This window comes from Kitasatospora sp. NPDC059160 (assembly GCF_042755465.1).
Classification (GTDB): Bacteria; Actinomycetota; Actinomycetes; order Streptomycetales; family Streptomycetaceae; genus Kitasatospora.
Window position 1 is genome coordinate 31624 of record NZ_JBHZCN010000059.1, and the last position, 26046, is coordinate 57669.

27 protein-coding genes are annotated in these 26046 nt (G+C 72.2%); 21 read left to right on the forward strand and 6 right to left on the reverse strand.

Going from position 1 to position 26046, the window contains the following annotated elements:
* The first annotated feature begins 49 nt into the window (after window positions 1–49).
* From ACFXOZ_RS24480 to ACFXOZ_RS24500, 5 genes are all read left to right on the forward strand, one after another.
* The gene (locus ACFXOZ_RS24480) at window positions 50–475 is read left to right on the forward strand and encodes a hypothetical protein (RefSeq protein ID WP_380592654.1); all 426 of its coding nucleotides are present in this window, start codon (window positions 50–52) and stop codon (window positions 473–475) included.
* Complete coding sequence (locus ACFXOZ_RS24485; protein ID WP_380592656.1) at window positions 472–1119, forward strand: hypothetical protein; 648 nt, start codon at window positions 472–474, stop codon at window positions 1117–1119. The genes ACFXOZ_RS24480 and ACFXOZ_RS24485 overlap by 4 nt, the downstream gene beginning before the upstream one ends.
* Complete coding sequence (locus tag ACFXOZ_RS24490) at window positions 1100–1543, forward strand: type II toxin-antitoxin system RelE/ParE family toxin (protein ID WP_380592657.1); 444 nt, start codon at window positions 1100–1102, stop codon at window positions 1541–1543. Before ACFXOZ_RS24485 ends, ACFXOZ_RS24490 begins: the two co-directional genes overlap by 20 nt.
* Entirely contained in the window at window positions 1540–1848 is a 309-nt protein-coding gene (locus ACFXOZ_RS24495) for a multiprotein-bridging factor 1 family protein (protein ID WP_380592659.1), read from the forward strand. The genes ACFXOZ_RS24490 and ACFXOZ_RS24495 overlap by 4 nt, the downstream gene beginning before the upstream one ends.
* Window positions 1849–2121: 273 nt before the next feature.
* On the forward strand, window positions 2122–2646 hold the full coding sequence (locus ACFXOZ_RS24500; RefSeq protein ID WP_380592661.1) for a hypothetical protein: 525 nt from the start codon (window positions 2122–2124) through the stop codon (window positions 2644–2646).
* A gap of 444 nt (window positions 2647–3090) precedes the next feature.
* On the opposite strand, the gene ACFXOZ_RS24505 is transcribed toward ACFXOZ_RS24500, so the two are convergent.
* Window positions 3091–3723, reverse strand: coding sequence for a hypothetical protein (locus ACFXOZ_RS24505; protein WP_380592663.1), 633 nt, complete (start codon window positions 3721–3723; stop codon window positions 3091–3093).
* A 464-nt stretch (window positions 3724–4187) separates the two neighbouring features.
* Between ACFXOZ_RS24505 and ACFXOZ_RS24510 the strand changes: the two genes are divergently transcribed.
* A complete protein-coding gene (locus ACFXOZ_RS24510; protein ID WP_380592665.1) occupies window positions 4188–5714 on the forward strand; it encodes a hypothetical protein in 1527 nt (508 codons plus the stop codon).
* A gap of 241 nt (window positions 5715–5955) precedes the next feature.
* On the opposite strand, the gene ACFXOZ_RS24515 is transcribed toward ACFXOZ_RS24510, so the two are convergent.
* From ACFXOZ_RS24515 to ACFXOZ_RS24525, 3 genes are all read right to left on the reverse strand, one after another.
* Window positions 5956–6732 carry a recombinase family protein gene (locus tag ACFXOZ_RS24515; protein WP_380592667.1) on the reverse strand — a complete coding sequence of 259 codons (777 nt, stop codon included), beginning with the start codon at window positions 6730–6732 and terminating at the stop codon, window positions 5956–5958.
* Window positions 6733–6865: 133 nt separating this feature from the next.
* Window positions 6866–7474, reverse strand: a complete 609-nt coding sequence (locus ACFXOZ_RS24520) for a hypothetical protein (RefSeq protein WP_380592669.1) — start codon at window positions 7472–7474, stop codon at window positions 6866–6868.
* A gap of 100 nt (window positions 7475–7574) precedes the next feature.
* Window positions 7575–8657 (reverse strand): NlpC/P60 family protein, encoded by a 1083-nt coding sequence (locus ACFXOZ_RS24525; protein WP_380592671.1) that lies wholly within the window; start codon window positions 8655–8657, stop codon window positions 7575–7577.
* A gap of 430 nt (window positions 8658–9087) precedes the next feature.
* Here ACFXOZ_RS24525 and ACFXOZ_RS24530 point away from each other — a divergent pair, with 430 nt between their 5' ends.
* From ACFXOZ_RS24530 to ACFXOZ_RS24565, 8 genes are read left to right on the forward strand one after another with little or no spacing between them, the layout of a single operon-like run.
* On the forward strand, window positions 9088–9978 hold the full coding sequence (locus tag ACFXOZ_RS24530; protein WP_380592673.1) for a hypothetical protein: 891 nt from the start codon (window positions 9088–9090) through the stop codon (window positions 9976–9978).
* Window positions 9975–10325, forward strand: coding sequence for a hypothetical protein (locus ACFXOZ_RS24535; RefSeq protein WP_380592675.1), 351 nt, complete (start codon window positions 9975–9977; stop codon window positions 10323–10325). Before ACFXOZ_RS24530 ends, ACFXOZ_RS24535 begins: the two co-directional genes overlap by 4 nt.
* A complete protein-coding gene (locus tag ACFXOZ_RS24540; RefSeq protein WP_380592677.1) occupies window positions 10325–11107 on the forward strand; it encodes a hypothetical protein in 783 nt (260 codons plus the stop codon). The genes ACFXOZ_RS24535 and ACFXOZ_RS24540 overlap by 1 nt, the downstream gene beginning before the upstream one ends.
* Complete coding sequence (locus tag ACFXOZ_RS24545; RefSeq protein WP_380592679.1) at window positions 11100–13172, forward strand: hypothetical protein; 2073 nt, start codon at window positions 11100–11102, stop codon at window positions 13170–13172. The genes ACFXOZ_RS24540 and ACFXOZ_RS24545 overlap by 8 nt, the downstream gene beginning before the upstream one ends.
* A gap of 3 nt (window positions 13173–13175) precedes the next feature.
* Entirely contained in the window at window positions 13176–14708 is a 1533-nt protein-coding gene (locus tag ACFXOZ_RS24550; protein WP_380592681.1) for an SCO6880 family protein, read from the forward strand.
* The gene (locus ACFXOZ_RS24555) at window positions 14708–16264 is read left to right on the forward strand and encodes a type VI secretion protein (RefSeq protein WP_380592682.1); all 1557 of its coding nucleotides are present in this window, start codon (window positions 14708–14710) and stop codon (window positions 16262–16264) included. Before ACFXOZ_RS24550 ends, ACFXOZ_RS24555 begins: the two co-directional genes overlap by 1 nt.
* 1 nt (window position 16265) lies before the next feature.
* Window positions 16266–18029 carry a type IV secretory system conjugative DNA transfer family protein gene (locus ACFXOZ_RS24560; protein WP_380592684.1) on the forward strand — a complete coding sequence of 588 codons (1764 nt, stop codon included), beginning with the start codon at window positions 16266–16268 and terminating at the stop codon, window positions 18027–18029.
* Window positions 18022–18567, forward strand: coding sequence for a hypothetical protein (locus ACFXOZ_RS24565; protein WP_380592686.1), 546 nt, complete (start codon window positions 18022–18024; stop codon window positions 18565–18567). The genes ACFXOZ_RS24560 and ACFXOZ_RS24565 overlap by 8 nt, the downstream gene beginning before the upstream one ends.
* Window positions 18568–18659: 92 nt before the next feature.
* On the opposite strand, the gene ACFXOZ_RS24570 is transcribed toward ACFXOZ_RS24565, so the two are convergent.
* Together ACFXOZ_RS24570 and ACFXOZ_RS24575 are read right to left on the reverse strand one after the other, a co-directional pair.
* On the reverse strand, window positions 18660–20273 hold the full coding sequence (locus ACFXOZ_RS24570) for a zeta toxin family protein (protein WP_380592688.1): 1614 nt from the start codon (window positions 20271–20273) through the stop codon (window positions 18660–18662).
* Window positions 20270–20509 (reverse strand): hypothetical protein, encoded by a 240-nt coding sequence (locus tag ACFXOZ_RS24575; protein ID WP_380592690.1) that lies wholly within the window; start codon window positions 20507–20509, stop codon window positions 20270–20272. Before ACFXOZ_RS24575 ends, ACFXOZ_RS24570 begins: the two co-directional genes overlap by 4 nt.
* Before the next feature lie 98 nt (window positions 20510–20607).
* On the opposite strand from ACFXOZ_RS24575, the gene ACFXOZ_RS24580 reads away from it, so the two are divergent.
* The 7 genes from ACFXOZ_RS24580 to ACFXOZ_RS24610 all read left to right on the forward strand — a co-directional run bounded on the left by ACFXOZ_RS24580 (window position 20608) and on the right by ACFXOZ_RS24610 (window position 25805).
* Window positions 20608–20805: a DUF397 domain-containing protein gene (locus ACFXOZ_RS24580; RefSeq protein ID WP_380592692.1), complete on the forward strand. Its 198-nt coding sequence runs from the start codon at window positions 20608–20610 to the stop codon at window positions 20803–20805.
* Between the two features lie 159 nt (window positions 20806–20964).
* On the forward strand, window positions 20965–22446 hold the full coding sequence (locus ACFXOZ_RS24585; protein WP_380592694.1) for a competence protein CoiA: 1482 nt from the start codon (window positions 20965–20967) through the stop codon (window positions 22444–22446).
* 247 nt (window positions 22447–22693) lie between these two features.
* Entirely contained in the window at window positions 22694–23299 is a 606-nt protein-coding gene (locus tag ACFXOZ_RS24590) for a hypothetical protein (RefSeq protein WP_380592695.1), read from the forward strand.
* Entirely contained in the window at window positions 23292–24200 is a 909-nt protein-coding gene (locus ACFXOZ_RS24595) for a recombinase family protein (RefSeq protein WP_380592697.1), read from the forward strand. The genes ACFXOZ_RS24590 and ACFXOZ_RS24595 overlap by 8 nt, the downstream gene beginning before the upstream one ends.
* Before the next feature lie 219 nt (window positions 24201–24419).
* The gene (locus ACFXOZ_RS24600) at window positions 24420–24626 is read left to right on the forward strand and encodes a hypothetical protein (protein ID WP_380592699.1); all 207 of its coding nucleotides are present in this window, start codon (window positions 24420–24422) and stop codon (window positions 24624–24626) included.
* 130 nt (window positions 24627–24756) lie between these two features.
* The gene (locus tag ACFXOZ_RS24605) at window positions 24757–25083 is read left to right on the forward strand and encodes a hypothetical protein (RefSeq protein ID WP_380592701.1); all 327 of its coding nucleotides are present in this window, start codon (window positions 24757–24759) and stop codon (window positions 25081–25083) included.
* A complete protein-coding gene (locus ACFXOZ_RS24610) occupies window positions 25080–25805 on the forward strand; it encodes a hypothetical protein (RefSeq protein ID WP_380592702.1) in 726 nt (241 codons plus the stop codon). The genes ACFXOZ_RS24605 and ACFXOZ_RS24610 overlap by 4 nt, the downstream gene beginning before the upstream one ends.
* The last annotated feature ends 241 nt before the right edge of the window (window positions 25806–26046 follow it).

Consider the following 26046-nt stretch of genomic DNA (forward strand, 5'->3'; position numbering starts at 1 on the left):
GGCCTCGGCCGCCAGGCCGACCCCGCCGAGCATCAAGGAGCGCCACGCAGTGAGCAGCAGCAGCAAGACCGACCCGGCCGCGACGGCCCGCCAGGCCGCCGCGGCGATCCAGGAGCTCAACCACCAGACGCTCGACATCGACTCCATGTCCGCGCCCGAGATCCACAGCACCGTGCGCGCCCTGGCGGACCTGGTGGACCGCCTCCCGCAGGCGTGCGAGCAGCTCGCCCACCTCCTGGAGCGGGAGCTCGCCGCCGACCGGGTGTGCATGGAGGACGGCCGCGACCCGGCCGCCCCCGTGGGCCAGGCCGCCGCCGGACTGCGCCAGGTCGCCGCCCTCGCCTCCCCCGCGCACCGCGTCAACTACGGCGACCCCGCCGGGGAGTTCGCCGCCGCCGTCCACGACGCGGCCGAGTGGCTGTACAACATGGCCGGCGTCTCGACCGGGTCGCACGCCGAGGAGGACAACCAGTGAGCGGCGCCCCCGACCCGGTGGAGGCCTACGAGGACGCCCCCGAGCACATGGTGGAGGTCCAGGCGCTCCTGAACCTCGCCCGCGCCCACTCCGACACCCCGCTCCCCCAGCTCCGGGAGTGGGTGCTGCGCAACGGGGCGCTGAGCGACCGCACCGCGCTGCGCGACCCCGGCGACAGCGCCGACGTCCTGGGTGCCGAGTTCGTGGCCGACACCGGCGAGCGGGTCATCCGGAACGCGGTGCGCGCCGGGTACGAGCTGATGGAGCTCGACCGGCGCGACGGCACCGGCCTCGGTCCGCTCGGCCCCGACGCGGCCGACTGGGACGGCGAGGGCGGCACCCTCGGCTACCTGCGCCAGGAGTACCAGACGTGGCGGACCGCGCAGCTCCACGACATGCGCGCGGTCGGCAAGGCGATGCACGCCACGACGGCCGTCGCCGACGACAGCACCCTCGCCTGGCAGGCGGCCAGCCGGGGCGAGCCGTGGAGCCGGGAGCGGCTCCTCGACCTGGCCCGGCGCAAGGTCGCCGCCTACCGGGGCGCCGTCGACTACGGCCTCGACGCCGACTGCGTCGCCGGCCAGCACCGCGCCGAGAAGGAACTCCGGGAGCTGGAGGCCGCCGATGGCGACCCCGTCGCGTAGGCACCGCTGGCTCGCCAGCGCCGAGCACGGCGTCCCGGAGGCCGGGCGGGAGCTGTACGCGCTGGAGCTGGAGGAGGAGGTGCGGCACTGGCTGGCGAATTGCTCAGACGCCGAGTACGCCCTCGCGCAGACTCTCGCCGGGCTCCTCGCGCAGCGCGGACCGGCGATGATCCGCAACGCCAAGCAGGCCAAGGGGCTGGAGAACGGCGTGTTCGAGCTGCGGGTCGACGCGCACCGGATCACGTACTGGTTCCCGGCGGACCGGCACGCGATCGTGTTGCTCACCGTGTTCCGAAAGCAGCGCGACAACGACCGTGGCCAGAAAGACCGGGCCTACGGGGTGAAGAAGATGTGCGCCGAGCACCACCGGGCCGGCGGGGAGCATGATGTGTTCACCAGGACCAGGAAGGGCGGTGCGCGATGAGGAGCAGTGACCGGCACGGCCGGTGGGAGCTGACCGACGACTGGGAGGGCTCGCCCGAGGAGTCCGCCGCGCGCTGGCAGGTCGCGTTCGGTGAGGCCGTGTACGGGTCCCGCACGGCACGCGGCTGGTCGGAGGCCGAGCTCGCCGAGCGCACCGGTTTGACCGAGGACGAGATCGACCGCATCGAGGGCAGCGGCGTCTACCCGACGGTGCCCCTCCTGGAGGCCCTCGGCCGGGCCTTCGACGCGGTCGCGGAGATCGACGGCACCGACCACGCCATGACCTTCGCCGACCGGGCCGCCTGAGCGGTCCACCGACCGAGCCCGGCCCCGTGAGCAGCACGGGGCCGGGCTCGACCGCTTCCGCTTGCCATACCGCTGTGTCGTGCTGCGACGCCTGCGCGTGATCGTTCTCACGTGCTGTCACGCCACCGTGCCAACGCGCTGCCCCGGCCGATACCCTGCCGGACGAACGGGACGGCTCCGGCCGGGAAAGAGGTTGACGATGGTAGAGGACGGAAGCGGGTTCCGCGCCGCCGAGATGGGCGAGGACGCGGCGATCCGGGCGGAGCTGGCCGCGTGAGCGTTCGCCGCACCGGACCGTCGGCCGTCCGGCCGGACGCGCCGCCCGTCGCGGCCGGCCGCAAGCGGAGGGAGATCGCCCCGGCGCCGGACGGCCGGGCCCGCCGCCAGTTCAACACGTACCTGCCGACCGAGACGCTGGCGGGCCTACGGGCCGTATCGCGCGTGGACCAGCAGGAGAAGTGGGAGGTGTTCCAGCGCGCGCTGGAGGAGTACATCGGGGTGTGGAAGCGCCAGCAGGCACAAAAGGCCAGTGCCGCATCCACCGAAGAGCGGACCGCCGAAGGGCCGGCCTCCGAGGAACCGACCACCGAGGAACCGGCCACCGAGGACCCGGCCACCGAAGAGCCGACCACCGAAGGGGTGGACTGGCAGACCTTCAACAGCCTTGCCACCGTAGACGTCATCGTGGCGGTCGAACGCATCCGCACCCACGACCGGGTCGAGATCCGGGAGGTGGCGCGCCGCGCGGTGGACCTGTACGTGGCCGTTTGGGCGTTGAAGAACCCCGGGATCATCTGATCCAGCCCGCAGGCCTCTCCGATCATCTGGGGTTCCGGAGTCGTCTGAGCAGGTCAGCGAGGATCTGGGGCCGTAAGGCTGGAACGCGCTGTCGACGAGCCTCGTCGAGTCCTACGACGAGCGCCTGCGCGGCATCAACCGGTGCTACTGGGCGCGGCGGGTGATGTACGAATGGGTCTGGCCCGGCGAGTGGGACAAGCAGTTGTCAGGCATGTAAGGCACGTAGCCCGCCGTGGTAGCTCTATACCGTCCCCGCCCGGGCCGATGCCCTGTTGGCCGACCTCGCCGACCTGCTTGCCCGCCGTTATCTGGGGTGCTCAGGAGCTGTAAGGCACGTCAGGCAAGTGGGCCCGATTGGTCCGTGCCTTACAGATATCCGAGGGTTCGTCAGGCACGTACGGCGCCGCTGGCACGCCAAACTTTTCGGTCGAAAAGTTTGGATCGTCAGTTCGAAGTCTGGCGTGCGGCTCGGACGGCATCGGCCAGCGCCGTACGACGCTGCTGGTCCTCGCGGATGATCCGGCCGATCTGGACATCGGTGACGCCGAGGACCCGGCCGGCGCGGGTCTTGCCCCCGTGCTCGGTGCCCGCGAGTTCGGCGACCAGCTGGGCGTAGGCGCGCTGCTGGAGGGCGTCCTCGCGTGCGATCTGGCGCCGCCTCCACCTGATCTTCACAGCGGCCTCCGCCGGTTCGACCGGCAGCGCCAGCAGGAGAACGGCCGCGTACTCGTCAAGCGCTTCCTGGTCGCGGTCGAGGTAGGAGTGGTGGTCGGCGTACTGGGTGAGGTCGTCCTGCCGGTCCTGGATCAGGTCCACCACGTCGCTCAGCTGCGCGGCGGCGTCGGAGGGGGCCAACTGCTGGACCGTCCAGCCCTCACCGTCCAGGGGGCTGTTGTCGTAGGCCCACCAGATGGTCCGGGTCTGCGGATCGAGTACCAGGTGGTGGAGCTCGGTGTCGAGCAAGGCCGTCAGCTCGGTGAGGTCGTAGGCCGTGGCGCTGGTGTTCTCCGCCAGGTGAGCACGGACGGTGTCCCAGTCATCGGCGACGGTCTCGGACAGGGGCTGTACGGCGGTCATGGCGCTCTCCTCGGTGTCGACGGGCCTCGCCTTCGCCTACATTCAACGTCCCCCCGTCGAGAATGTCAACGGGGGGACGTTGGAAATGCCTTCGGGGCCAACGTGCCTTACTTGGCTGAATGCCGATCAAGGCTCTGGTCAGCGAGAACGGCGCGGAGCACCAGATAACGCTGGAGCCCAGCCCCCTCGGCCGGGCAACCCGACGGGTAACCCGACGGCCTTGGTGGTGCTGTTCCGTGCGAGCTGGCCACCTCCAGTTGCCACCAGGCCTACTCTGGTGTCACCGGCTGGACGCGCACCGCCGGTCGCCCGCACCGTGCCCACGCCGCCGGTGACGACGGGCCAAGGTCTCCCGGGGCCCGCGTCGGTGACGGAGAAACCGTCGCCCTGGTGTTTGCTGTCCTGCTCGGCCCCGACGACTCGGCCGGCGGGAGCGTGGGTCTCGCCGACGTTTGGAGTCCGGCATGCCGAAGAAGCAGAGCACCGCCTCGAAGAAGGCCCGCACCGCCGCCCGCGGCGGCGAGAAGTTCACCGAAGCCCGGCGCGCGGCCGTCCCCGTCCTCCCCGCCACCGTGCTGTCCGCCACCGAGGCCGACGCGGCCCGGTACGGCTGGGACGAGCTGGTGGTCTCCGCCCTGGCCAGCACCGTCGATGGGGACGGCGTCGTGCCGGTCCGTACCGTCTGGCCGGAATGGCTGCCCGCGAGCGCAGACCATTGGGGAGTCGCCGAGCCCGCCGTCGACGGCTGGCTGATCCACCAGTATCCGAGTCAGGCCGCCGCCGTTCAGGCCCTGACCAAGGGGCAACGGGTACCGGTCCCCTACCACGACGGCTCCGGCCGGGTGCGCACGGCGGCGCTGTGGCCGCTGGTGATGTGGCCCGAGGAGGGTCTGGGCTGGGAGTGGGCGCACACCGGCTGGTCGGTTGAGCGGCCGGGCCGGATCGTCGGCACCGCGGGAGCCCCGTTCTTCCCCAGCACTGGGCTGCCGTTCGAGGTGAGGCGCTTCGACCTCCCCGACGGCGTGCTCGGCGAGGACTACACCGGCAGCGCGCCCCGCTGGAGCACCTGGGCGTGGTGTGCGGACCGAGAGGCCGCTGTCGAACTGGCGGAGGCCCTCGTCGCCCACCGGCTCCACGAGCCCAAGCGCCGCGCCGACTCCGGCACCGTGCAGGCCCAGGTCTGGCAGCACGGCAAGTGGCTGAACGACTGGCTGAACGACCTGCCCGCCTTGGTGCACACCGCCGACGCCGACCCCAACCGGCCGGTCGTGCCCCGGCTGCCCTTCAACACCGAGGTGCCCGGCCGCCCGGCCTCGGCTCCGGCTGGCGACGAGCCGACCTGGCGCCGTGGGGAGAAGCACCCGCCGAGCTACGAGTTGCGGGTCTGGGACACCGCCGGCAGCGGGCGGTGGGTGACGCTGGGCTGGTTCCTGCTCGGCCGCACCGGCCCGAACATCGCCGCCGACCTGCTGCGGGTCGGCGCTGGCGGCCGGTACCCGTGGGCGGAGACCTGGGGCCCGCACCACCCGGACGCCTGGGCCCACGACTGGACCGAGGAGGGGCGGGCCGTGACGGACCACCACCCGGACATGTCGAACGCCGAAGACTCCGCCCGCCTCGACACCTACCGCCGGGAGCGGGACGACGCGCTGGCCGCAGCCCTCGCGGCCCGCAGCGAAGGGCGGCTGACCGTGGCCCAGGCCACCCAGAAGCTGCAGGCCGGCGGGCAGGAGTACCGCGACCGGCTGAGGATCGGCCAGGTCGTGCTGCTCGACGTCCTGCACAACCGCCGCCGAGACCTGCCCGAGGGGCCCGAGCGCACCAAACTGCGCCGGCTGACCGACAACGTCGAGGAACGGCACGAAGTCCCCGGCTGGCTCGCGCAGGCCGCCCGGGACTACCTCGCGGCCGACCCGCAGCCGCACTACACACCAGGGGCCAAGCAGCACCGGATCGTCGCGCTGGAGGAGTACCTCAGCCCCGGTCGCTGACCGCCGTCGGCACGGCCCCAGCCATCCAAGCCGGGGCCGTCGCCATGCGCCCGGCCTAGCCCGGTGTTCACCGCGCCCACCGACTCGCTCCGACCGTGGGCGTTCTGGGGTGAGGTGATCGGCCTCCTCGTCGACACGATGCGGGCCATCGCGGGGTTGGATCGCCACCCCGGCGGGACCGGAGGTGCGCAGCCAGGGGCGTAGCCCCGGACCGGAGGTCGGCGCAGACGCCGGGGGCGCGTCAGGGGGCGTCGGAGAACAGTGGCTCGACATGGACACCGCGGGCGGTGCACGGGTCGCACAGGCCGGTGCTGGCCGGGGCGTCCGACTCGCCGCACGAGCAGCAGGCGACCAGGGGCTCGCGCTTCCTGCGGGGGCGCCGGGGTACGACGTCTTCGACCACCGGCTCGGGGGCGGGCGCGCTCTTCGCCTCGGCCTTGATGCGGAAGACGGTGGCGCGGCCGATCTTGAAGGTCGAGGCCACCTCGCGGGCTGCGGCGTTCGCCGTGACACCCTCGATCTCCAAGCGGGCGAGTTCGGCGAGAACGGCCGGCCGGTCCACCTCGCGCGGGCGGCCCCACTCGGCGCCGCGCGTCTCGCGGCTCGCGCGGACCGAGGCGCGGCGCTCGCGCTGGAACTTGAGCTCAAGCTGCGCGACGGCGCCGCCCATGGCGATGACCAGGAGCGCCTGCGGGTCGTCGCCGTTGCGGGTATCGAAGGACAGTGGGCCGTCGAGGGCGCGGATGTGGACGCCGCGCTCGCGCAGCATGTTGAAGGCGCCCACGCACCGCAGGAAGGTGCGGCCGATGCGGTCGAACTCCGGCAAGGTCAACAGGTCGCCCGGGCGGAGCAGGGCGAGGACGACGGCGAGCTGCTGGTGCTCGAAATCCTCGCCGGGCCGCCCGTCCCGGTAGATCCTCTCCTCGGGGATGCCGGCGGACCGGAGGGCGTCGAGCTGCCGCGCGAGGTCGTGCTGGGTGGTGGAGATGCGGGCGTATCCATACTCGTACGCAGTCATGAAAGCAGTCTCATAAGTCGCTTTGGGACGCGTCAAGGGCGCTACACCGTGAACGGTCGGTCAAATCAGACCATTTCAGGCGTATTGGAGGGCGATTCACCCTTTCGTGAGACCAGTCCGAAAAGGGGGTGGACTACTTGCCGACAGCGACCTGCACTTCACGGGTGACCTTGGCCTTGGAGCCGGCCACGGCGGTGAGCATGGGCAGGATGTCGCGGCCGACCGCGGCGCGCTCGGCCGGGTCGGCGATCGCCCGCCACTCGGCGAAGGCCCGCTGCGCGTTGGTCCGGGTCAGCTCGTGGCCGACACCGGCGCTGGTGGCCTGCAGACCGGTGACATGCAGGTACAGGCGGGCGGCCTCGGCGCGCCGGCCCTGCAGATGGGCGATCAGCGCGCGCAGCTCGCGCGCGCTGATGACGTTCGGGTCGCTCGCGCCGAACGCGGCGGTGAGTTCCTGGTCCAGGCGCACGGCCTCCGCGCTGGCCAGCAGCAGCGTGACGTTGGTCTGCGGCCTGGTGAGCGCTTGTGCGAGCGCCGCGAACCGTGCGGCGTGGTCGACTCCGATGTCGACACCGTGCTCCGGAACGGGGGCGCGCGCGGCGGCGACGACGGACGGCTCCTCGTACCGCGGTTCGTCCTCCGGCACTTCGGCCGAGCCGGGGCCCGGATCGGCGGTCGGCCCGGCCCAGTACTCGGGTGTCACGAGTCCCCAGGGGCGTGCCTGCTGGTCGTCCTGCAGCAATGGTGCCTCCCCGATCGAAGTCGTCCTGGCGAGAGTCGTCCGTCCGGACGAGTTGTCGCTGACGACAAGTTGATGGCAATTCATCCGGAATCCGACAGGTCTAACTGGGGACTACACGCACGACGTGGGTGATCCGGGTCATCGCCGATGTGCTGTTGCGCCAGCCGCTGTAGGCGACGGTCCGGGTCTGGACGCCGGTCCTCGGCGCCTCCACGATCCAGCCGTTGCCCACGTACATCCCCACGTGGCCCGGCGCGTCGTCGGAGCCGTCGGAGCCGGCGTTGAACACAAGATCGCCGGGCTTGACGTCGTCGACGCCGACCCTGGTGCCGATCTTGAACTGTTCGAAGGTGGTCCGGGGGATGGTCACCCCGGCGTGGGCGTAGGCCTGCTGCATCAGGCTGGAGCAGTCGCAGTGGCCCTGAGAGTTGCCGCCGAGCGGGTCGGTGCAGTCGCCGCCCCACTGGTACCAGCCGCCGCGCTGGGCGAGGGCCCACGCGACGGCGGTCTTGATCTGCTGGGGGGTTCCGTCGGGTAGCTGGTACTCCGGGGGCAGGTCCACGGTCACGGTGTCGTCGGTGGTCGTGAACTTCCGGACGTCCGCCATGATCTTCTTCACGTAGTCGTAGGTCTGCCCGCCCGCGAACGAGGCGGGCGGCACGCCCTTGTACTGGTCGACCCTCCCCCAGCCCGCGTTGTAGCCGGCCAGGGCGAGCTCGACCACGGACCCGTTGTAGTCCGGGTGCTGCTTGGCGGTCCTGAGCAGGCTGCACATGAAGCGGCCCTGCGCGGCGATGGCGTCGCGCGGCTCCCACACGCTCCCGCCGTTGCCCCAGGTCAACCAGGTCTCCGGGGTGAACTGGGCGATCCCCTGCGCCTGGCCGGAGTTCGCGCGCGGGTCGAACGCCGACTCGGCGTTGATCTGCGCGGCCAGCACGCCCGCGCTCAGGCCCTGGTCGCAGGCGACGGCCGCGTCCTTGATGAACTGCGCGAACCGCTCGGGCACTCCTCCGGGCCCCACCCGCAGGGTCCCGGACGAGGCCACCGGTGCCACCCCGCCCCCGACGGTGCCGTCCTGGTCCTGCGCGGCCGCCGCGATGAACATCACCAGCCCGACGCCCAGCGCGAGAGGGCTGACGGCAACCGCCCCGACGGCGGCCACCATGCCCGCCTTGATCTTCACCCAGACCCCCCTCGGTCGAGAACTCCACACGCCGTGGCGCGAGTTCAGGTGCGCATTCTGGCATTCGCGTGGGACATCCCCACGGAACACATCACCGCTGATGGGGACACGTCCACCCATACGGTGCGTACCAACAAGCGCGTTTCGGCGTTAAGCCGGTAAGCCCCTCCCGTGCCCTTCGCAGATTGCCATAGATGTGACGGATGGTCAGCAACAAAACGGCTGAGACATCTGTCGGCTGTCGAGACTAGACTGCCGCCGACACACACGGTGACCGGGGGGTGACCGAAGCGGCGACGCCCATCCAACAGGGCGAACAGCCCGCCGTCATGAGTACGCCTACTCATGACAACGCAGGCGGAAGCTCGGAAACCTGATGGTGCCGAACACAACAACGGGGGGTGCGGTGGCACGCAGAACTGTCCCGGCGGTGGAGCTCCCTCTCCACGGCCGGCTCGTCGTGCCGGTCCTGGCCGCCGTCGGCGGCAGCGGGCGGTCCACGGTGGCCGGCCTCCTGGGCGCCGTCCTGGCCAGGGCGGCGCCCAGCGCGGTGTTCGACCTCGCACCGCGGCTGGCCTCGCCGTGGCCGGCCTGGACGGCGGAACCCGGTGCCGGTCTGGCCTCCATCCCGCCCGACCGCCCGTTGAGCCGCTCTCAGGCGCAGGCCGCGGCGGCCCGCCTCCCGGGACCGGGCGGTTCCTCCTGGCAGGTCCTGACGGACCACCGGGAGTGGAGCGCGCCCCCGCTGCCCCCGGTCGAGACACCCGCGGCCTGGTACCAACTGGCCGCCGTCGGCGGCTGGCCCGCCGTCGTCGCCGACACCTGCCACCCGATGGCGCACGACCTGGTCGCCGCCCGTACGGGCGGCGGCGCGGGCCTGACCGCCGCCTGGTGCGCGCTTCCGGTGAGCGTGCCGGTCGTGTGCGCGGCCGCGACCGGCTCGGGGATGGCCGCGCTGCAGACCGCGCTGTCGGCGGCCGCCGCCGAGGGCCTGCCGCTGCAGCGCATGGTCGTCGCCCTGGTGGCGACCGGCGACGGCCGCGCCCCGGCGGCGGTACGGGCGGGCGAGACGATGCTGGCGCCGCGGGTGGCGGCCGTCGTCCGCGTGCCCTACGACCCGGACCTGCGAGCGCACGGCCTGCGCGACGCCTCCCGGCTCGGTGCCCGCTCGGTGCAGGCCGCCGAGCAGCTCGTCCAGGCCGTCGTCGCCTCCGCCCGCGAGAGCTGGGGCGACCCGCTGCCGGTGGCCGCGCAGCCGGCCCCGGCCGCCCCTGCAACCCCGTCCCACGTCCACCTCGAAGAGAAGGTGCTCCTGCCGTGAGCCAGATCCTGCACGCCGTCACCACCCTGCTGAACGACCCGCACCCGCACATCCTCGCGGACAACCCGCCGCCGCTGGACAACCCGATCCCGACGTACAAGCCCCAGCTGCCCGCGAACGTCTCCAAGCCCACCGGAACGATCCTGGGCTGGGTCGCGGGCGGGGGTCTGTCGCTCGCCGTCCTCGGCGCGCTGCTGGGCTGGGCGGCCGTTTCCATCGGGGAGAACAGCGAGCGCGGCGGCATGGCGGCGCGCGGCAAGAAGGCCATCGTCATGAGCCTGGTCGCGGGCATCGGCATCGCCTGCACCTCCGGGCTGGTGTTCGCCGCGTACTCGATGGCGGCCTGATGCTGGACCGACACGACCGCGCCGCCCGCGGGGCGCGCCTGCGCCTGATCGCCATCGGGGTGGTGGCCGCCGCCGTCGTCGCCGCGGGCGGCGTCGCGCTCGTCAACGGCCTGTCCGACGACGGGAAGACCACGGAGCCGAACGCGGCCCCGGCCTCGACCGCCCCGGTGAGCCCGGGGCCGACGTCGTCGCCGAGCCCGTCGGCCACCAGGACGCTGACCCCGAACACGGCCAAGGCGGTGCACCTGAACAAGCCGACCGGGCAGAAGGACGGGGCGAGCACCGGGTTCCCGCGCTACGGCTTCGGCGCGATGTCCGCCGCGGTCTACCACCTGGACGAGCTGTCGATGCTGGACGACGACATGGTCCGCCGCCAGCTCAGCGTCATCACGGCCAAGGGCAGTGAGGACTCGATCGACAAGGCCGTGAGCGACGTCCGCAAGCTGCGCGAGAAGGTGGGCCTGCCGCCCTCCGGTGGCACCCCGGCCGGGCTGACGATCACCACGAACGTGGACGCCGCACAGGCCTGGTCGCTCAACAGCGACGGCTCCGTGATCACGGTGTGGATGCACTACAGCCGCACCGCCACGCTTCCCAAGGGTGGCCCCGACGACAGCCCGCTCAAGGACCAGCTGGCCAACATGATCCTGCAATGGGAGGACGGCGACTGGAAGATCACCACGGACCCCAAGTGGACGGCGAAGAAGGGCGACCCGATGCCCTACAACCCCGACTCGCCGGCGTCCGCCAAGGACGGGTGGGGGGTGGTGATCCGTGACTAACCGCGGCCTCCTCCGGCTGCTGACCGTCCTGCTCGTCGCGCTCATGTCGTTCGGTGTGGCGGCCGCCCCGTCCGCGGTGGCCGACGACCCGACCGGTGAGGCACGGGCCCACGCCCCCAACAGCCCCCCGGCCGACCCCGACCCGCAGTGGCTCAAGCAGTGGAACGACCGGTCCGAGGTCAGCTGGGGCGTGGACACCAACGGCCACTGGTGCATGATGCCCGAGGCCAACAACTGCGTCCCCTACAAGCAGCCCGACACCCACGACTCGTGCGAGGAGCACCAGGTCGGGTGCGACGACCCGAAGGTCACCGAGGAACGCCGGCAGCGGGAGCTCGCGAAGCTCGCGGAGTGGGAGAAGGCCACCGACCACGGCGCGTTCGGCTACCAGAAGATGGACGCCGCCCTCAAGAAATGCATCGACGGCGGCCAGCTCTTCAACGACTGCAAGACGCTGAACGCCCAGCTGATGGTGCCCGACGGCGGGCCGGTGGCCTGGGTCGAGGGCAAGATCAGCAAACTGGCCTCCGACGCGCTGAAAGAAGCCGCTGGCGCCATCGGTGAGGGTGTGGTGTGGCTGCTGCAGCAGTTCGCCGACTCCTTCAACGACGCCTCGACCATCGACCTGAGCAAGGTCGGGATCGGCAACATCACCGGCATCCTGACCGCACTGTCGGCGGTGATCGCCGTGTTCCTCGCCATCGTCCAGTTCGGGAAGGTCGCCGTCTCCCAGCAGGGCGCGCCGCTGGCGACGGTCCTCAAGGGCCTGGGCAAGTACGCGGTGGTCCTGGGCGTCTACGCGGGCGCCGCGCAGGTGGTCCTGAGCTGGATCGACCAGGTGTCGGCCTGGGTCATCAACCTGTCGTTCAAGGGCGGCGGGGACGGGCAGGCCGACGCCGCGGCCGCGATGAAGCAGCAGCTGGGCACGCTGTTCTCCGGGCTCGTCGGGACCGGCGGCGCCGGCGCCGCCGGCGGGGCGCTGATCACCGGCGGCGGCGTGCTGAGCCAGGCCGTCGGGGTGGTCATCGTGCTGGGCATCCTGTCGATCCTGGTGATCGGCGCGCTGTGGATCGAGATGTTCGTCCGCCAGGCCGGGATCATGATCCTCATGGCGGCGATGCCGATCGCCCTGGCCGGTCAGCTCAGCGACGAGACCCAGGAGTGGTGGCCCAAGGCCCGCCGGGCTTTCACGGCCATCGCGCTGTCGAAGCTCGCGATCGTGGTGTGCTTCGCCGTTGGCTTCAACTCCATGGGCGACTCCCAGGGTGTCAAGAACGTGATCGTCGGCCTGATCGTGTTCTTCCTCGCCGTGTTCGCCTGGCCGGTCCTGGCCCGGTTCCTGACGATGGTGGAGGCGGGCGGCGGCAACTCGGTGGCCGCCGGCATGGTCTCCTCCATCGGCTCCAGCGTCGGCGCGATGTTCGGCGGGTACGCCGGCGGCAGTCTCGCCGTGGCCGGGGCCGGGTCCGTCGGCGGAGGATCCGGCTACACCAAGGCCCTGGAGCAGGAGACCAGCCCGGCCGCACCCGACGGCGCCTCGGGCGAGGCCGCCCCGACCGGTTCGGGAGCCGGCAAGCGGTTCTTGAAGGGCGACCCGAACCGGTCCTTCAAGTCGAAGCTGGGTGGGGCCGTGGGAATGGGCCTGCAGCTCGCCGCCGCGGGGACCGCCACGCTGGAGGGCGCGGCCGCCAACACGTCCGCGAACGCCGGCCTCGGCGCCCCCGGCAGCGGCCACGCCACCGTGATCCCGCCCCGTACGGGCGGCTCCGCACCGTCCGGCGACGGAGCGCAGGGCGAGGGCGGCGGCGCGGCCGCCGAGGGGCCGGGCCCGGCCACGAGCTCGCCCGAGGCCGAGGTACCGGCACCGGCGCCGGGAGCGGCCGGGGGCCCGGTCCCCCAGTCCGCTCCGCAGGACTCCGTGCCCGCACAGCCCGCCGCCGCGCCGCCGCGTACCTCGGACACCCCGCCGTACGGAACGCCCGCCTGGATGCCCGATCACAATGCCCTGAACTACGGCGCGCGGGGCCAGCGGCCTCCCCAGCCGCCGACGTCCGAGGGGAGCTGACCCATGTCCCTGTCCCACAGCGAGCCGGACACCTACACCGGCTGGCAGCGCGAGAAATCCGGCTTCATCGGCGAGCTGTCCGGGGTGGGCTTCGGGCTGATGGCCGCGGCCTCGGTCGTCGCCCTGGTCCCGGTCTACGCGCACAGCTGGGGCGCCGCCCTGGTGGCGCTGCCGCTGGCCGGCGTCCTGCTGCTGCTCGCCTACGGCCGGGTGCTGGGCCTGGCGGCGGAGGAGTGGGTGCTGCTCGCGGTCCGGCACCAGATCGCGGTCGCCACCAAGCGAAACCTGTTCTACAGCGGGGTGTTCGCGCCCTCCAACGATGAAGGGGATCAGCCGATGGACCTGCCCGGCGTGCTGGCGCGCCTGCGCATCCTCAACGCGCCCGACGGCCAGGGTGGCCAGCTCGGCGTCGTCCACAACCCGATCGACAACACCTACACCCTGATCGCCCGGGTGACGTTCCCCGGCCTGGCGCTGGTCGACACCGATCGGCAGAACGCCCGGGTGCGCCAGTGGGCGGCCTACCTGCGCGGCCAGTGCAAGGAGGACGGGGCGGTGATCCGCATCCAGGTGCACCAGCGCTCGCTCCCGGACGACGGCGAGGCGCTGCGGTCCTGGACCGTGCGGCACGCCACGACGGACGCTCCGGCGGCCGCCGTCCAGGCGCTGGACGAGCTGATGGTCTCCGCCGGGCCGGCCGCCACGATCCGCGAGACGTACCTGTCGGTGACGCTGTCGGCGGCCCGCGCCCGACTGGCCGTGCGCGGGGCCGGCGGCGGCCAGGTCGGCGCGGCCGCCGTCCTGGTGCGCGAGTGGCACGCGATGCACGGCTCGCTCAGCAGCGCGGGCCTGCAGGTGGTGGAGCTCCTCGACCCGCGCCGGGTCGCCGCCACGATCCGCACGGCGTACGACCCGGAGGCCCAGCAGATGCTGGCGATCCGCGGCTCTGCCGCCGAGAACGCCTCGTACCAGGGCGTGCCGCCCGGCGTCGACCCGGCGCTCGCCGGCCCGGCCGCCGCCGAGTACACCTGGGGGCTCTACCGGCACGACGGCGCGTGGACGGTGACGTACCAGGTGCGGAACTTCCCCCAGTCCCAGGTCTACGCCACGTTCCTGCAGCCCCTGCTCCGGCCCCGGACGAACGCCCGCCGCTCGATGTCGCTGGTGTACGAGCCGGTCGGCCCGGCCCGGGCGCGCAAGGAACTGAGCAAGGAGAAGACGCGGCGCCAGGCCGCGCGGGCGCTGCGGGCGAAGACCGGCAGGACCGAGTCGGAGGACGAGCGGCGCGAGGCGCAGGTCGCGCACTCGCAGGACGTCGCCCGCGCCTCCGGGCAGGGCGTGGTGCGCATGGTCGCGCTGATCGCCGTCACGGTCACCGACTTCGAGGAGTTGGAGACGGCGTGCGCCGAGCTGCAGGCCGACGCTAGCGACGCCGGCCTGGAACTACGGCGCTGCTGGGGCGCGCAGGACGAGGCGTTCGCCGCCGCCGCGCTGCCGCTCGGCATGGGCCTGCCCCCGCGAAGGATGGCGATCTGATGGCCTTCCCCTTCCTGCGCCGCGGCGACCGCGGCGACACCATGCTCGAAGCGACCAAGGTCAGCGACCTGTTCGATCCGGCGGAGGCGCTGCCCGCGCAGCGGCAGCCCACCGCGCGGGAGCTGCGGCGGGCCCGGCTGCTGGAGGACCCGTCGGCGGCGATGCGGATCGCCCCGAAGAAGGGGTGGCACCAGCCCTTCGCCGGGCGGGCCGCCTCGCACGCCAAGGCCGAGGTCTTCCGCGCGGACACCGGCCGCGCAAGCGGCGTCTATCCGTTCCTGCACGCCGCGTCGCTGCCGCCGGTCGGCGCCTACATCGGTTTCAACACGCTCACCATGCAGGCGTTCTCCGCGCACCCGAGCGTGTGGGTGAAGGAGGGGCTGGCGACCAACCCGAACGTCATCCTCACCGGCATCCCCGGCTCCGGGAAGTCCGCGCACGTCAAGGCGCTGTGCTTCCGGCTGATGGCGTTCGGGCACCGCACGCTCATCGCCGGGGACGTCAAGGGCGAGTACGCGGCCCTGTGCCGGCACTTGGGGGTCGAGCCGGTACGACTCGGCCCCGGCCTGCAGGGCCGGCTCAACCCGCTGGACGCCGGGCCGCTCGGCGCGGACCTGCACCTCATCAAGGACGGTGCCGAGCTGGCGGCCCGTCTCACCGAGATCCACCGCCGACGGCTGACGCTGTGCAAGGCCCTGCTGGAACTGCAGCTCAAGCGGGTGCTGCTGCCGCAGGAGGAGGAGTGCCTGGACGTCGCCGTACGGGAGGTGACCGGAGCGCTCGGCGGGGCCGGGCACACCCGCCTGGACACCCCGACCCTGCCGTCGGTGTACCAGGTCCTCAAGGACCCGACCACCGCCATGGCGCGGGAGCTGCGGGTGCGCGGGGACGACGTGCAGACCGCCCGCGAGCAGATGGCCAGCATCCGCTCCGCCCTCGGCAGCATGATCTCCGGCCACCTCGGCGGGCTGTTCGACGAGAAGACCTCGGTCAGCCTGGACTGGGACGCGCCGATCCAGTCCGTCGACATCTCCGCTCTGCAGCAGTACGGCGACGAGGTCGTGGCGATGGTCCTCACCTGCGTCTCCTCGTGGGCCCAGTCGGCGATCGACAGGCCCGGCCGGCCGTGGATCGTCGTCCGCGACGAGCTGTGGCGCCAGATGCAGTCCGGCGGCTCCTCCATGGTGCGCAAGATCGACGCGGACCTCCGGTTGAGCCGGGCGACCGGCACCATCCAGCTCCTCGCCACGCACCGGCTGAGCGATTTCGAGGCGGTCGGCGCGGCCGGCTCCGAGGCAGTGGCCATCGCCAAGGACCTGATCGCCTCCTGCGAGACGCGCATCCAGTTGGCCCAGGACACCAAGCCGCTGCGTCTCACCCGCGAGGCGATCGGCCTCACCGACGCCGAGTGCGACCTGATCGGCAGCTGGGGCGCCGGGCAGAGAGGCCGGGCACTCTGGAAGGTCGGCCGCGGCGGCGGCAGCCACGCCGTGCAGCTGCTGCTGTCCCGCACCGAGAAGGAGTTGTTCGAGACGGACGAGAAGATGGTGATCTGACGTGGCGTCCGACAACCGGGTGGACGACGGGACGTTCCTGGTCGGGATCGCGGCCGGGGCGGTCGTCTCGCTGGGCGCGGCCTCGCTGGCGGCCGGGGCGCTGGCCGGGCTGCTGTCCGAGGGCGCCCCGCCCAGGATGACCGAGCCGCTGCCGGTCACTCTGCTGCTGTCGGTAGCGCAGGGCCCGGGGTCGGTCTACCAGCCGGCGCCGCCCGCCTGGCTGTTCTACAGCGCGTTCGGACTGCTGGTCGTGCTCCTGGCTGTCCTCGCCGGAGTCGTCGTCCGCCACCTGGGCAAGCGGCGGCGCCGCTCGCTGGCGGGCGGGGCGACGTGGGGCGGGGCGAAGGTCGAGAAGGCGATGGCCCTGCCCGACGACCCGAAGGAACGGCCGGACCACCTCACCGCCGGGCGCGGCCAGCAGACGGGCAAGGTCGTCGGCGTCATCGAACGCTCCGCCTCCGCAATCGCGTTCGGCCCGCCCGGCTCCGCGAAGACCAGCGGCCTGCTGGCCCCGAACGCGGCCGAGTGGCAGGGCCCTGCCGTCGTCACCACGACCAAGGCCGCCGATCTGGAGGAGATCTACGCGGCCCGCAGCCACGTCGGCCCGGTCTGGGTGATCGCCCCGGCGGGCATCCCCTCCGGACCGTGGAAAACCGCGCACTGGTCGCCCATCGACTACGCCACCGACGAGGAAGCGGCGGAGCGGATGGCCGAGTGGATGGCCGACGCGAGCCAGAAGAACCACGACCCGAAGGCCGAGGTCTGGATGACCCAGGCCCGCGCCATCGTCGCCGGCCTGCTGCTCGGCGCGCGGATCGCCACCGACGGCGGGATCGCGGCGTTCCGGCGCTGGCTCGCCCTGGGCGAGGCGGCCGTCGACCACGTCCGCGCCGTGCTCGACTCCCGGTACCCCGAGGCGGCGCTGGACTACGCCCAGCCCTGGGCGACCCTCCACGACGGAGGCAAGGGATCGGTCCAGCTCACCCTGAACGTCCTCGCGGCGACGTACCGCAGCGCGGGCATCCGGGCGGCCTCCGCACGGACGGACTTCCGGGCAGAGGAACTGCTGGAGCGCAACGGCACGCTGGTGCTGATCGCGGCGCCCAGCCAGGCCGAGCGCTTCGCGCCGTACTTCACCTCGCTGATCGCCTCGGTCCTCCACGCGGCCGAGACCCGGTACGAGCGGGTCGGCAGGCACCCGAACCGCACACTGGGCCTGTTCGTGGATGAAGCGGGTAACTTCCTGCGCTACCCGAAGCTACCGAACGTGCTGACCACCGGCCGCGGCATGGGCATCGCGGTCCTGAGCATCTGGCACGACTACTCCCAACTCGTCGCCCGCATGGGCCACGAAGGGGCCAGGACCATCATCTCGGCGAGCACGCTGCGGCTGCTGCTACCGGGCCTGGCGGACGACGAGACCCTGCGCTACATGTCCTTCCTGTTCGGCAAGGAACTGGTGGAGCGCACCAACCGCAGCAGCGGCGACGGCCGGGAGTCCACCTCCACCAACGTGGTGGAAACCGACCTGCTACCGGTCCACCAACTGCGCGAGATCCCGAAACACACCGCGATCGCAATGTACTTCAACCAGCCACCTGTCCGTGTGAACATGCGCCTGACCTGGCGCGACCCCGACGTCAAGGCCTGGCTGGCCCGGCCTCCCGCTCCAGACCTGCCACCCCCTGCGGCCTCTCAGTACAAGCCGGTCGCCGACCCGAGCGCACTGCCATTCCAGATGAAGGAGGAGAACAGCCATGGCTGATGAAGACCAGCACGTCCCCACCGAGCCACAGGCGGCGGCTGTCCCACCCAGCCCACCCAGGCGATGGGTCTGGTCCGCGATGACGCCCGTCGACCGTCAGCAGCGGCTCGGTGAACTGGGGCAGTGGGTGGACTGGCTGATCGACCACCACCACCTGCACCGCAAGGTCCCGCGTTGCTGGTACCGGGACGGGCACGAGCCGGTGCTGGAGATCCTGACGGCGCTCTACCTCGGCTGGGTGCGCACGTACGTCGGCGACCCGAACAAGACGACCACCCTCGGCGAGATCGCCTGGATCAAGGAACTGCACCTGCTGACCCCGTTCCTCGCCGCCCCGGCGTGCGAGGCCAGCCACCAGGCGCCGCCGCCCCGGCCGGGACCGACCGGTGAGGGGCTGTCCGACTGGATCGACAGCGATCCGGACCGGATCACCGCTGTCCCCTACCACCCGGCCGAGGCCGAGGCCGGCCGGCTGGCCTACGAAGTGCACGCCGCAGAACAGCGGAAGAAGGCGGCCGCGAGCCGCGCAAAGTCCTGAACCGCCAGCACGAGCAGGCGCCCGCCGGTCTTCCGGCGGGCGCCTCGGTGTCTCTGCTCTCTCCAGGGGCCCGGCAAGGCCGGGTTCGGGTACTACCGGGAGAGTCCGCTGCGGCGCTGGCCTTGACCGAGTCCCGCCCCGTACTGCTGGGTCTGCTGCTGGACGGTGCGCTGGACCGCCTGCACGCGCTGGGCGTCCTCGGCGAGGCGCTGGGCCGGGGGCTGGGCGTCGCGCCGTCCCATCTCCCGCTGGATCAGCCCCGCCGCGGTGCCCAGGTCGGAGACGCGCAGGCCGGCTTCGGCGGCGTCCGTCCTGGCCGCCCCGAGGCCTCGCTCCCGGGCGGCGGTCGTGCGGGCCAGGACCTCCTGCGAGGTGCCGCCGGCCTCGTGCCAGGCCGCCAGGACGGCCTCGTGCTCGGAGGCGGGCCCGGCAAGTCGTGAGCTCGCCTCCAGCTGCTCGCGCGCCGCCGCGAGGCGCAGTTCGGCGTCCTGGCCGGCGGCGCGTAGGTCGCTCAGCTGCTGTTCCAGGGCCTGCCGTTCGTCGCCGCGCACGGCGGGCCGGCCGAGCAGTCCCCGTTCCTCCAGCCGCTGCTCGACCGCGTCGGCCTGCCGCCGGGTCCGGTCGGCGTCGTCGGCCAGGTGCTCGACCAGGACGGCGTCCGTACGACTCTGCAGGATGGCGTCGACCTGGTCGGCGCGGACGGCGACGCTCTGCTGGACGGCGCCGCCCGGGGCGAGCGAGGCGGTGATCTCGTCCACCCGGGCCTGAGCCGTCACGACCTGGCGCCGGGCGGCGGCGGCCTGCTCGACGGCGTAGGCGAGGCCCGCGGACAGGTCGGCGTCCGGCACGTCCCGGTAGTCGGCCAGCTGGGCGGCGGCCTTGCGGTCGACCGAGGCCAGGCGCTCCGGCCACTGGTCTCCGGCGCCGTCCGCCGCCTCGGCCCGCCACTGGTCGAAGAGCTCGCGGGTGGGCGCGCTCCACAGCTGGTGGCGTGTCTCCTCCAGGACTTGCTGCTGGTCGGGCTGGGCGGGCCACCCGCCGTCGGCCTGCCTGCGCTGGCTGTCGGCGATCCGGCCGGCGATCGGGTCGGCGACGTGGATCGCCTCGACTCCGGGCCAGCTCTTCGCGGCGGCGAGCACGGGCCCGACGTTGGCGTAGACCGTCGCCTGCATCTCCAGGGGCGGCAGGATCGCGTACCCGATCCCGCTCGGGCCGATGGCCTCCTGGTAGCGGTGCATCACGCCGAGTTCGCTCATGGCGGGGTGCATGGCGGTGTAGGCGAGTTCGCAGCGGTAGCCGGCGGCGCTGAACTTCTGCACGACGCCGGAGGTGTACTCAATGCCGGTGTGCGGGCCCACCAGGACGATGTTCTGCCGGTGGTCGATGGCGTGCTGGCGGACGCGCTCCGTCAGCTGTCCGGCCACCGGGGAGAAGTGGCGCATGGCCGCAAGCATGCCGTCCTCCCTGGCCATCCGGGCGTACCCGGGCAGGTACGCGAACACGTCGTCTCCGTCGAGTACCACCGGGTCGGCGATACCGAGCTGCTGCGGGACTGCGGTCCGCATGGTTGTCTTCCGGCTGCCCTGCGGGCCGCCGAGGATCACCATCCGGGGATCGTCCTGGGAGGGAGCGGTGAGGGTGGGCCGCAGGTCGCGTTCCCAGATCGCCTCGATCTGCCCGGCGTCGGGCAGGGGCGGCGGCGTCACTCGCCGACCCTCACGGAGGCGAGGACAGCCGGGTACTCCGCAAGGATCGTCCTCAGCCGCTCCGGGTCGGCCGTTCCCAGGGTCTGGCGCTCCTGGATGTAGCGGGCCCTCTCGGTCCGAAGACGCTCAGCGTCGGCCGGTTCGGCAAGCGCGATGAGCGAGCTGTACTCGGCAATGATGGCACTGAGCAGGTCGTAGGCGATATCGGCGGCGTCGGGGTCGATGGCTCCAGACATGGAGTCAACCTACCGCCAACTCAGTGGATCTACAGTTGAGTTCCACGCGCACCGGCGGCGCCTTCGTCGTCACCCACACACCTCCGAAGGGATCCGCGATGACCGAGACCGACTGGTTCAAGAGCTCGTACTGCGACGACAAGGAGTTCGCGTGCGTGGAGATCCGCGTCGTCGGGCCCGGAGCGGTGGCCGTGCGGGATTCGACGGATCCGGACGGCCCGGTCCTCGCCTTCCCCGCCGAAAGCTGGACAGCCTTCCTCCGCATGGCCGGGGACAGCGGCCAGCTTCACGTCTAGCGCGTCTGCTCCCGTACGGCGAGCGAGAGCGCCTCGTTCGCGTGCCGGGACGGGCCGTGGGGAAGACCGGAAGGGTCAGTAGCGACCCGGCGGCGACTCTGCTCCTGGGACAGCGTTCTTCGGCGCACTGGTCTCGTCGTCGAGACATCAGGGGAGCCGATGGCATTTCGCGCCGTGCACGCGCAGTGGGGGACGGTCTTTTCACACCTGCCGGATCTTGGTTGCGCTCGCAGCTGGGAACAGGTGTGGAAGACTCGGCCGCCCGAGCCGCTGACCTGCGACGAGTGCAGCCACCCAATGCATGCGAAGACCTCCCGCACCGGGCTGCGGTTCTTCGCCCACGCCCCCGGTGCCCCGACCTGCGCCCTCGGCCTGGAATCCGTCGCCCACCACCTGCTGAAACTGGAGCTCGCCAACGCGGCCCGCGATGCCGGCGCCCACGCTGGACTAGAAGTCCGTGGCCCCGACGGCACATGGCGGGCGGATGTACTGGCCACCGACCCCGCTGGGGCCTGGAAGATTGCCCTGGAAGCCCAGCTCGCACCGATCACGGACGCCGAGATAACCGCCCGCACCGAGAAGATGTCGGCCGACGGCGTCACCTCGATCTGGTTCAGCGACCGGCTCCGACCGCCCTGGCTCGGCACCGTCCCCTCGATACGCCTGACCCAGCCGGACGGGGAGCAGCACCTGGTCGTGGCCGAGGGCTTGGTGCGGTTCGTCGGTGACGGTTGGAAGCCGGTCCGGGCCCCGCTCACCGATTTCCTCGCCTGGGCGTTCTCCCGCCGCATCGTTGCGCACACGCCCCGGACACCGCTGTGGGGCCATCGGTCGCTGGCTACGGTGTGGACCGCGCCGCAGTACATCGCCGCCGAGACCGCGCACTTGGAGGAGGAAGAGCGGCGGCGGCGCATCCAGGAGGCCAAGGCGGCTGTGCTGCAGCGGGCGAAGGAGAAGAGGCGGGAGGAGATCCGGGAGAGGAACGTGGTCACCCGCGCCAAGGCCCTTGCGGAGGCCACCGCCGCAGAGCAGGCCGCCCGCTCCCGGCCGCCCACCAGGCAGTGGCAAGTGGCCCGCGTCTTTCGCCTCGGCGTCAAGGAAGCGCTGGCCAAGCTCGCCGACGAGCACGGTGTCACCGCGACGGTGGGCCTGAGCACCGGTGACCCTCGCTACGCCGGCGGAGTCCCCTTCGTGGACGAATATGGCGTCCCGGTTGCGGTCTTCGACCCCGACCCCGCACGTGTACGTGGGGAGGCGTTCCTGCTGCTGGCCGGACTGCTGCTGATCTTCCCGAGCAAGGCTGCTCAGCGCCGGTTCGACAACGCGACCAACATCAAGAAGAAGCACCGGCCGATCGACGGCTACCGCACCGAAATCCTCGGGGCACCCGAGGGCGGGCCCGGCCGCTCCTGGGGCCGCCGCACCTGCACCTGCGCCACGCCGCAGCTGGTGGCGACGATCCAAAACGCGCAGTACCCGGCCGAGCCCAGCGAGCAGATGGGCTCGGCCACCGCCCTCTTCCACGCGGAGTGCCGCGCGTGCGGCGGCCGGTACGACAAACCATGGCGCCGGACCGGCAGCACATCCCTTCCTCGGCAGCAGCGGCGTCCGGTCGAGGAACACCGGGACAGCGCCATGTAGGCCCATGGGGGTCGGAACGGTCAGCAGCGACACAGTACGACGGGCAACCTCGATTCAATGACAGCAGGAGGCGTAATCGGTCGTTTACGCCCCCTCGGACTTGGACTGGATGATCCAATCGGCGACCAGCGGAAACGCGCCTCCGATCCATTCGGCACAGCCCGATAATTGCGCCTCCCCTTTTCGCCCCCTTAGGGTGTTCCCCAACCGCCGAACCGTCACGGCTCGGCCCACCGAGGGGACACCCATGTCCGTCAGTGACTCCGAACCCACCTCCGCCACGCCCTGGGAGACGCCCGTCCCCGAGGAGGAGAAGCCCTTGGTCGCCGCCGTGGCGGCCCACCCGATGCTGGACAGCGTCGGCGCCCTGGCGCACCTGCTCGCTCAGCTCCCCCCCGAGATGTCCCTCTGGCTCGACGGTCACGCCCGCGAGGACCCGGACAACCGCCCGCGTCAGCAGTTCCTCGCCGTCACCCCGCGCATCGTCGGGGTGACCTCGCCTGCCGGGACCGAGCGGTCCATGGAGCCCGGACTGGAGCTCGGAACGGTCTACGTCCCCTTCGACAGCGACCCCGGCTCCCAGGCGGCTGCGGCCGTACGCCGGGACCTGCTCCCTGAATGCGCCTACGCCCGCGCCGAGGAGCGCATGGAACAGGGCGCCGTTCCCGGGGCCCTCGGGGACATCGCCTCGGTCCTCGAAGACGTCGGGGGCCTGCTCCGGGCCGCCGCCGAGTGGCTGGACAGGGCCTCGTCCGACGCGCAGAACCTGCACGTCGAGGCGTCGAGGATCAGCCAGGCAGCCGAGCGGGTCGCCCAGATGGCGAAGTCCATCAAGGACACGGACTGTGGCTGACCGGCTGTACCTGCGCCACTCGACGGACAAGCAGACCAACCTCCGCCAGAGGCACAGCCTGGCCTCGTACCTGAACGTCGGCGCTCCCGCCTACGAGGACCCGGCGACCTCCAGCCGCCTGCACCCGCTGAAACGCAGCGGCTTCTTGCAGCTCCTGGACGAGGCCGCCGTTGGCGATGTCGTGCGCCTCGCCGACGCAGCCCGCCTCTTCCGTTCGGTCAAGGACGTCCTCGACATCCGCGACGTCCTGCGGCGCCGGGGGCTGCACCTGCGCATCGCGTCCGGGGCCTGGTCCGGTATCGACCTGACGTCCGACGACCCCATGACGAAGCTCTTCGTCACGATGCTCGCCGGGGTCCTGGAGTTCCAGCGGGACATGATCAGCGAGAACACCAAGGACGGCGTCGCCGCCGCCCGGGCACAGGGCAAGACCCTGGGCCGGCCCGCACGTCTCACCCCGGAGCAGGCCGCCGACATCGTCACGGCGCACGAGGGCGGCGCGGCGGTGAAGGCGCTCGCGAGGGAGTACGGCGTGGACCCGAAGGTCATCCGGCGTGTCCTGGACGCCGCCGGTGCCCGTGAACTGCCCGAGCAGCTGGACGTCCTCCCGGCCCCGGCCGCCGAGCGGCAGCCGGACCCGGAGATCACCCTCGACCTGCCCGGCCTGCTCGCCGACCACTTGCTCGCTCACGGCGACGAAACGGTCCGTTCGGCGCTCGCCTCCGGGCGGACGATCCGGCGGGGGCAGGGCCACCTGGTCCGGCTCGCCGCACCGCTCGCGCTCCACCAGGCCGCGCTGCAGCAGGCTGCCGACCTCGCCGACGAAGCAGCCAGTCCCGCCGGACGCAAGGCCCACCGGGTCTACGCCGCCCGAATCACGACCGCGTCGTCCGCACCCTAAGAACGAGCTCCCCGCCGTCGCCGGTCGACCCGAGACCACCGGGCCGACCGGCGACGGTCCGCCATTCGGAGTAGCGGCCGTGACGATGAGCACTGCCCGGCGTTGGCACCCTCGCCCACATCACTGAGCCGAAAGGGTGCCATGCGCCGTACCGCCGTCCTCCTCGCCGTCGCCTTGCTCTCCGTCGCGCCTGCCGCGACGGCAGTAGCCCCCCGCGGAATGATCCAGCAGCAGAACATCGCCCTCGACGCCAGCTCCGGTGACGGATCGGTGGGAGGCATCGCCCGCCTCACCGCGGTCCAGGAGAACAACGGCTACCGGGTGAAGGGCTATGTGGAGTCGACCGGGGGGTGCGTTGAACTCCCGATCGTCCCCCACGGCCAGGACTGGGACTCCTCGATAGTGACCCTCACCGGCAAGCCCTAGCCCGGCGACCCCTCCCTGGTGTCCTTCGGCCCGACGGCCGGGGAGGCGTCCGCGACGGCCCGCCCGGCCGGAACGGCCTCTCGGGTATCCGACGTTTGACCAGTTCGAACTGATGTACGAGTGTGAGGGTGTGCCCCGCCCCTCTTCCACGCCCTCCCACCGCCCGGCCCCCCAGGGAGCCGTCGGCAACTGGCAGGACGCCCGCCGCGCCGCTCCTGCCGACGTCGAAGCCGCCGCCGCGCAGGAACGCCGGACCTTCGTCCTCGCGCAACTGCGGATGGGCGGCGCCTGGCAGCCGGCCGTCGTCACCGCGTGGCGCCCCCTCCCTCAGGGCCGGTGGGCGGCGCGGGTCACCTGGGGGCTGCCGATCACGACCGAGTGGGTTGCCTACGCCCCGCGGGTCTTGCGCCCCGTCCCGCTCGCCACCCGCCCGGACGACCGGGACGGTGACCGGTGACCGTCGTCATCCCGATCACCGCGCTCTCCAGCGACCGGAGCGACCGACTCGCGGACATGCTGGCCGAGACCTCCCCGGCCGCCCGGCGTGCCCGGGTGGAGGCGGCGACGCGCCCCGCCCACCCGGCCCTGGCCCCGGTGCTGCCCGACGGCCGGCTGCCGCGCGGTGCCGCCGTCCAGGTCGTCGACGACTCGGTGCTGCTGCTGGCCCTGGCCGGAGGCGCCCAAGAGGCGACCGGCTGGACCGCGATCGTCGGCATGCCGGACCTCTCGCTTGCCGCGGCCCGGCAGATGGGGGTCAGGTGGAGCACCACGCTCCTGGTCGACCAGCCTGGGCCGCACTGGATGGAGGTGACGTCGACGCTGGCGCGCGCGTGCGAGATCTTGATCGTCAAGCCTTCCACCGATCTGCGGCCGCGCGACGTCCAGCGCCTGGACGCCGTACTCCGTGAATCCGGCGCGACGCTCCTGACGCCCGACCGCTGGCCGTCCGCCGCCCTGACCCTGTCCACCAGCTCGGTCGAACACCACGGCTTGGGCCAGGGATGGGGCCAGCTGACGCACCGGACCGCGACTGTCCGGTGCAGCGGACGAGGCCGTGCCGCCCGGGCCCGAACCCTACGGCTGCACCTGCCCGGGCCGGACGGCCTGCCCGCGCCCCTGGACACGACGGCCGTCGTCGAGCGCTGGCCGGATACCGTCCTGCGCGCCGGCACTGCCTGAATCCCGCCAATGCCTCTAGTGGATCCAACGGATCCGAAGGACATGGCCGGCCCCGTTACTGCGGGGTTCGTCCTGGTCGGCGGGCGGCGTCGGTGACCAGGACGCTGCCGAAGGGCAGTGACCTCGTCTGCGGGCAAGGCGCCGCCAACTCCGGGGTTCAGAAACCGGCTCCTACGACGGCACCTGTCCGGGACTCCACAGCGCGGTGGGGCCCCCCGCCCCGCGGGGGGGCCCCCCGCGG

Excerpts from the sequence above, each read along its gene's own strand:
- ACFXOZ_RS24490 (WP_380592657.1), top strand. The coding sequence starts at position 1,100 with ATGGCGACCCCGTCGCGTAGGCACCGCTGGCTCGCCAGCGCCGAGCAC.
- ACFXOZ_RS24495 (WP_380592659.1), top strand. The coding sequence starts at position 1,540 with ATGAGGAGCAGTGACCGGCACGGCCGGTGGGAGCTGACCGACGACTGG.
- ACFXOZ_RS24505 (WP_380592663.1), bottom strand. The coding sequence starts at position 3,723 with ATGACCGCCGTACAGCCCCTGTCCGAGACCGTCGCCGATGACTGGGAC.
- ACFXOZ_RS24510 (WP_380592665.1), top strand. The coding sequence starts at position 4,188 with ATGCCGAAGAAGCAGAGCACCGCCTCGAAGAAGGCCCGCACCGCCGCC.
- ACFXOZ_RS24515 (WP_380592667.1), bottom strand. The coding sequence starts at position 6,732 with ATGACTGCGTACGAGTATGGATACGCCCGCATCTCCACCACCCAGCAC.
- ACFXOZ_RS24540 (WP_380592677.1), top strand. The coding sequence starts at position 10,325 with ATGCTGGACCGACACGACCGCGCCGCCCGCGGGGCGCGCCTGCGCCTG.
- ACFXOZ_RS24550 (WP_380592681.1), top strand. The coding sequence starts at position 13,176 with ATGTCCCTGTCCCACAGCGAGCCGGACACCTACACCGGCTGGCAGCGC.
- ACFXOZ_RS24555 (WP_380592682.1), top strand. The coding sequence starts at position 14,708 with ATGGCCTTCCCCTTCCTGCGCCGCGGCGACCGCGGCGACACCATGCTC.
- ACFXOZ_RS24565 (WP_380592686.1), top strand. The coding sequence starts at position 18,022 with ATGGCTGATGAAGACCAGCACGTCCCCACCGAGCCACAGGCGGCGGCT.
- ACFXOZ_RS24575 (WP_380592690.1), bottom strand. The coding sequence starts at position 20,509 with ATGTCTGGAGCCATCGACCCCGACGCCGCCGATATCGCCTACGACCTG.
- ACFXOZ_RS24580 (WP_380592692.1), top strand. The coding sequence starts at position 20,608 with ATGACCGAGACCGACTGGTTCAAGAGCTCGTACTGCGACGACAAGGAG.
- ACFXOZ_RS24585 (WP_380592694.1), top strand. The coding sequence starts at position 20,965 with ATGGCATTTCGCGCCGTGCACGCGCAGTGGGGGACGGTCTTTTCACAC.
- ACFXOZ_RS24590 (WP_380592695.1), top strand. The coding sequence starts at position 22,694 with ATGTCCGTCAGTGACTCCGAACCCACCTCCGCCACGCCCTGGGAGACG.
- ACFXOZ_RS24600 (WP_380592699.1), top strand. The coding sequence starts at position 24,420 with ATGATCCAGCAGCAGAACATCGCCCTCGACGCCAGCTCCGGTGACGGA.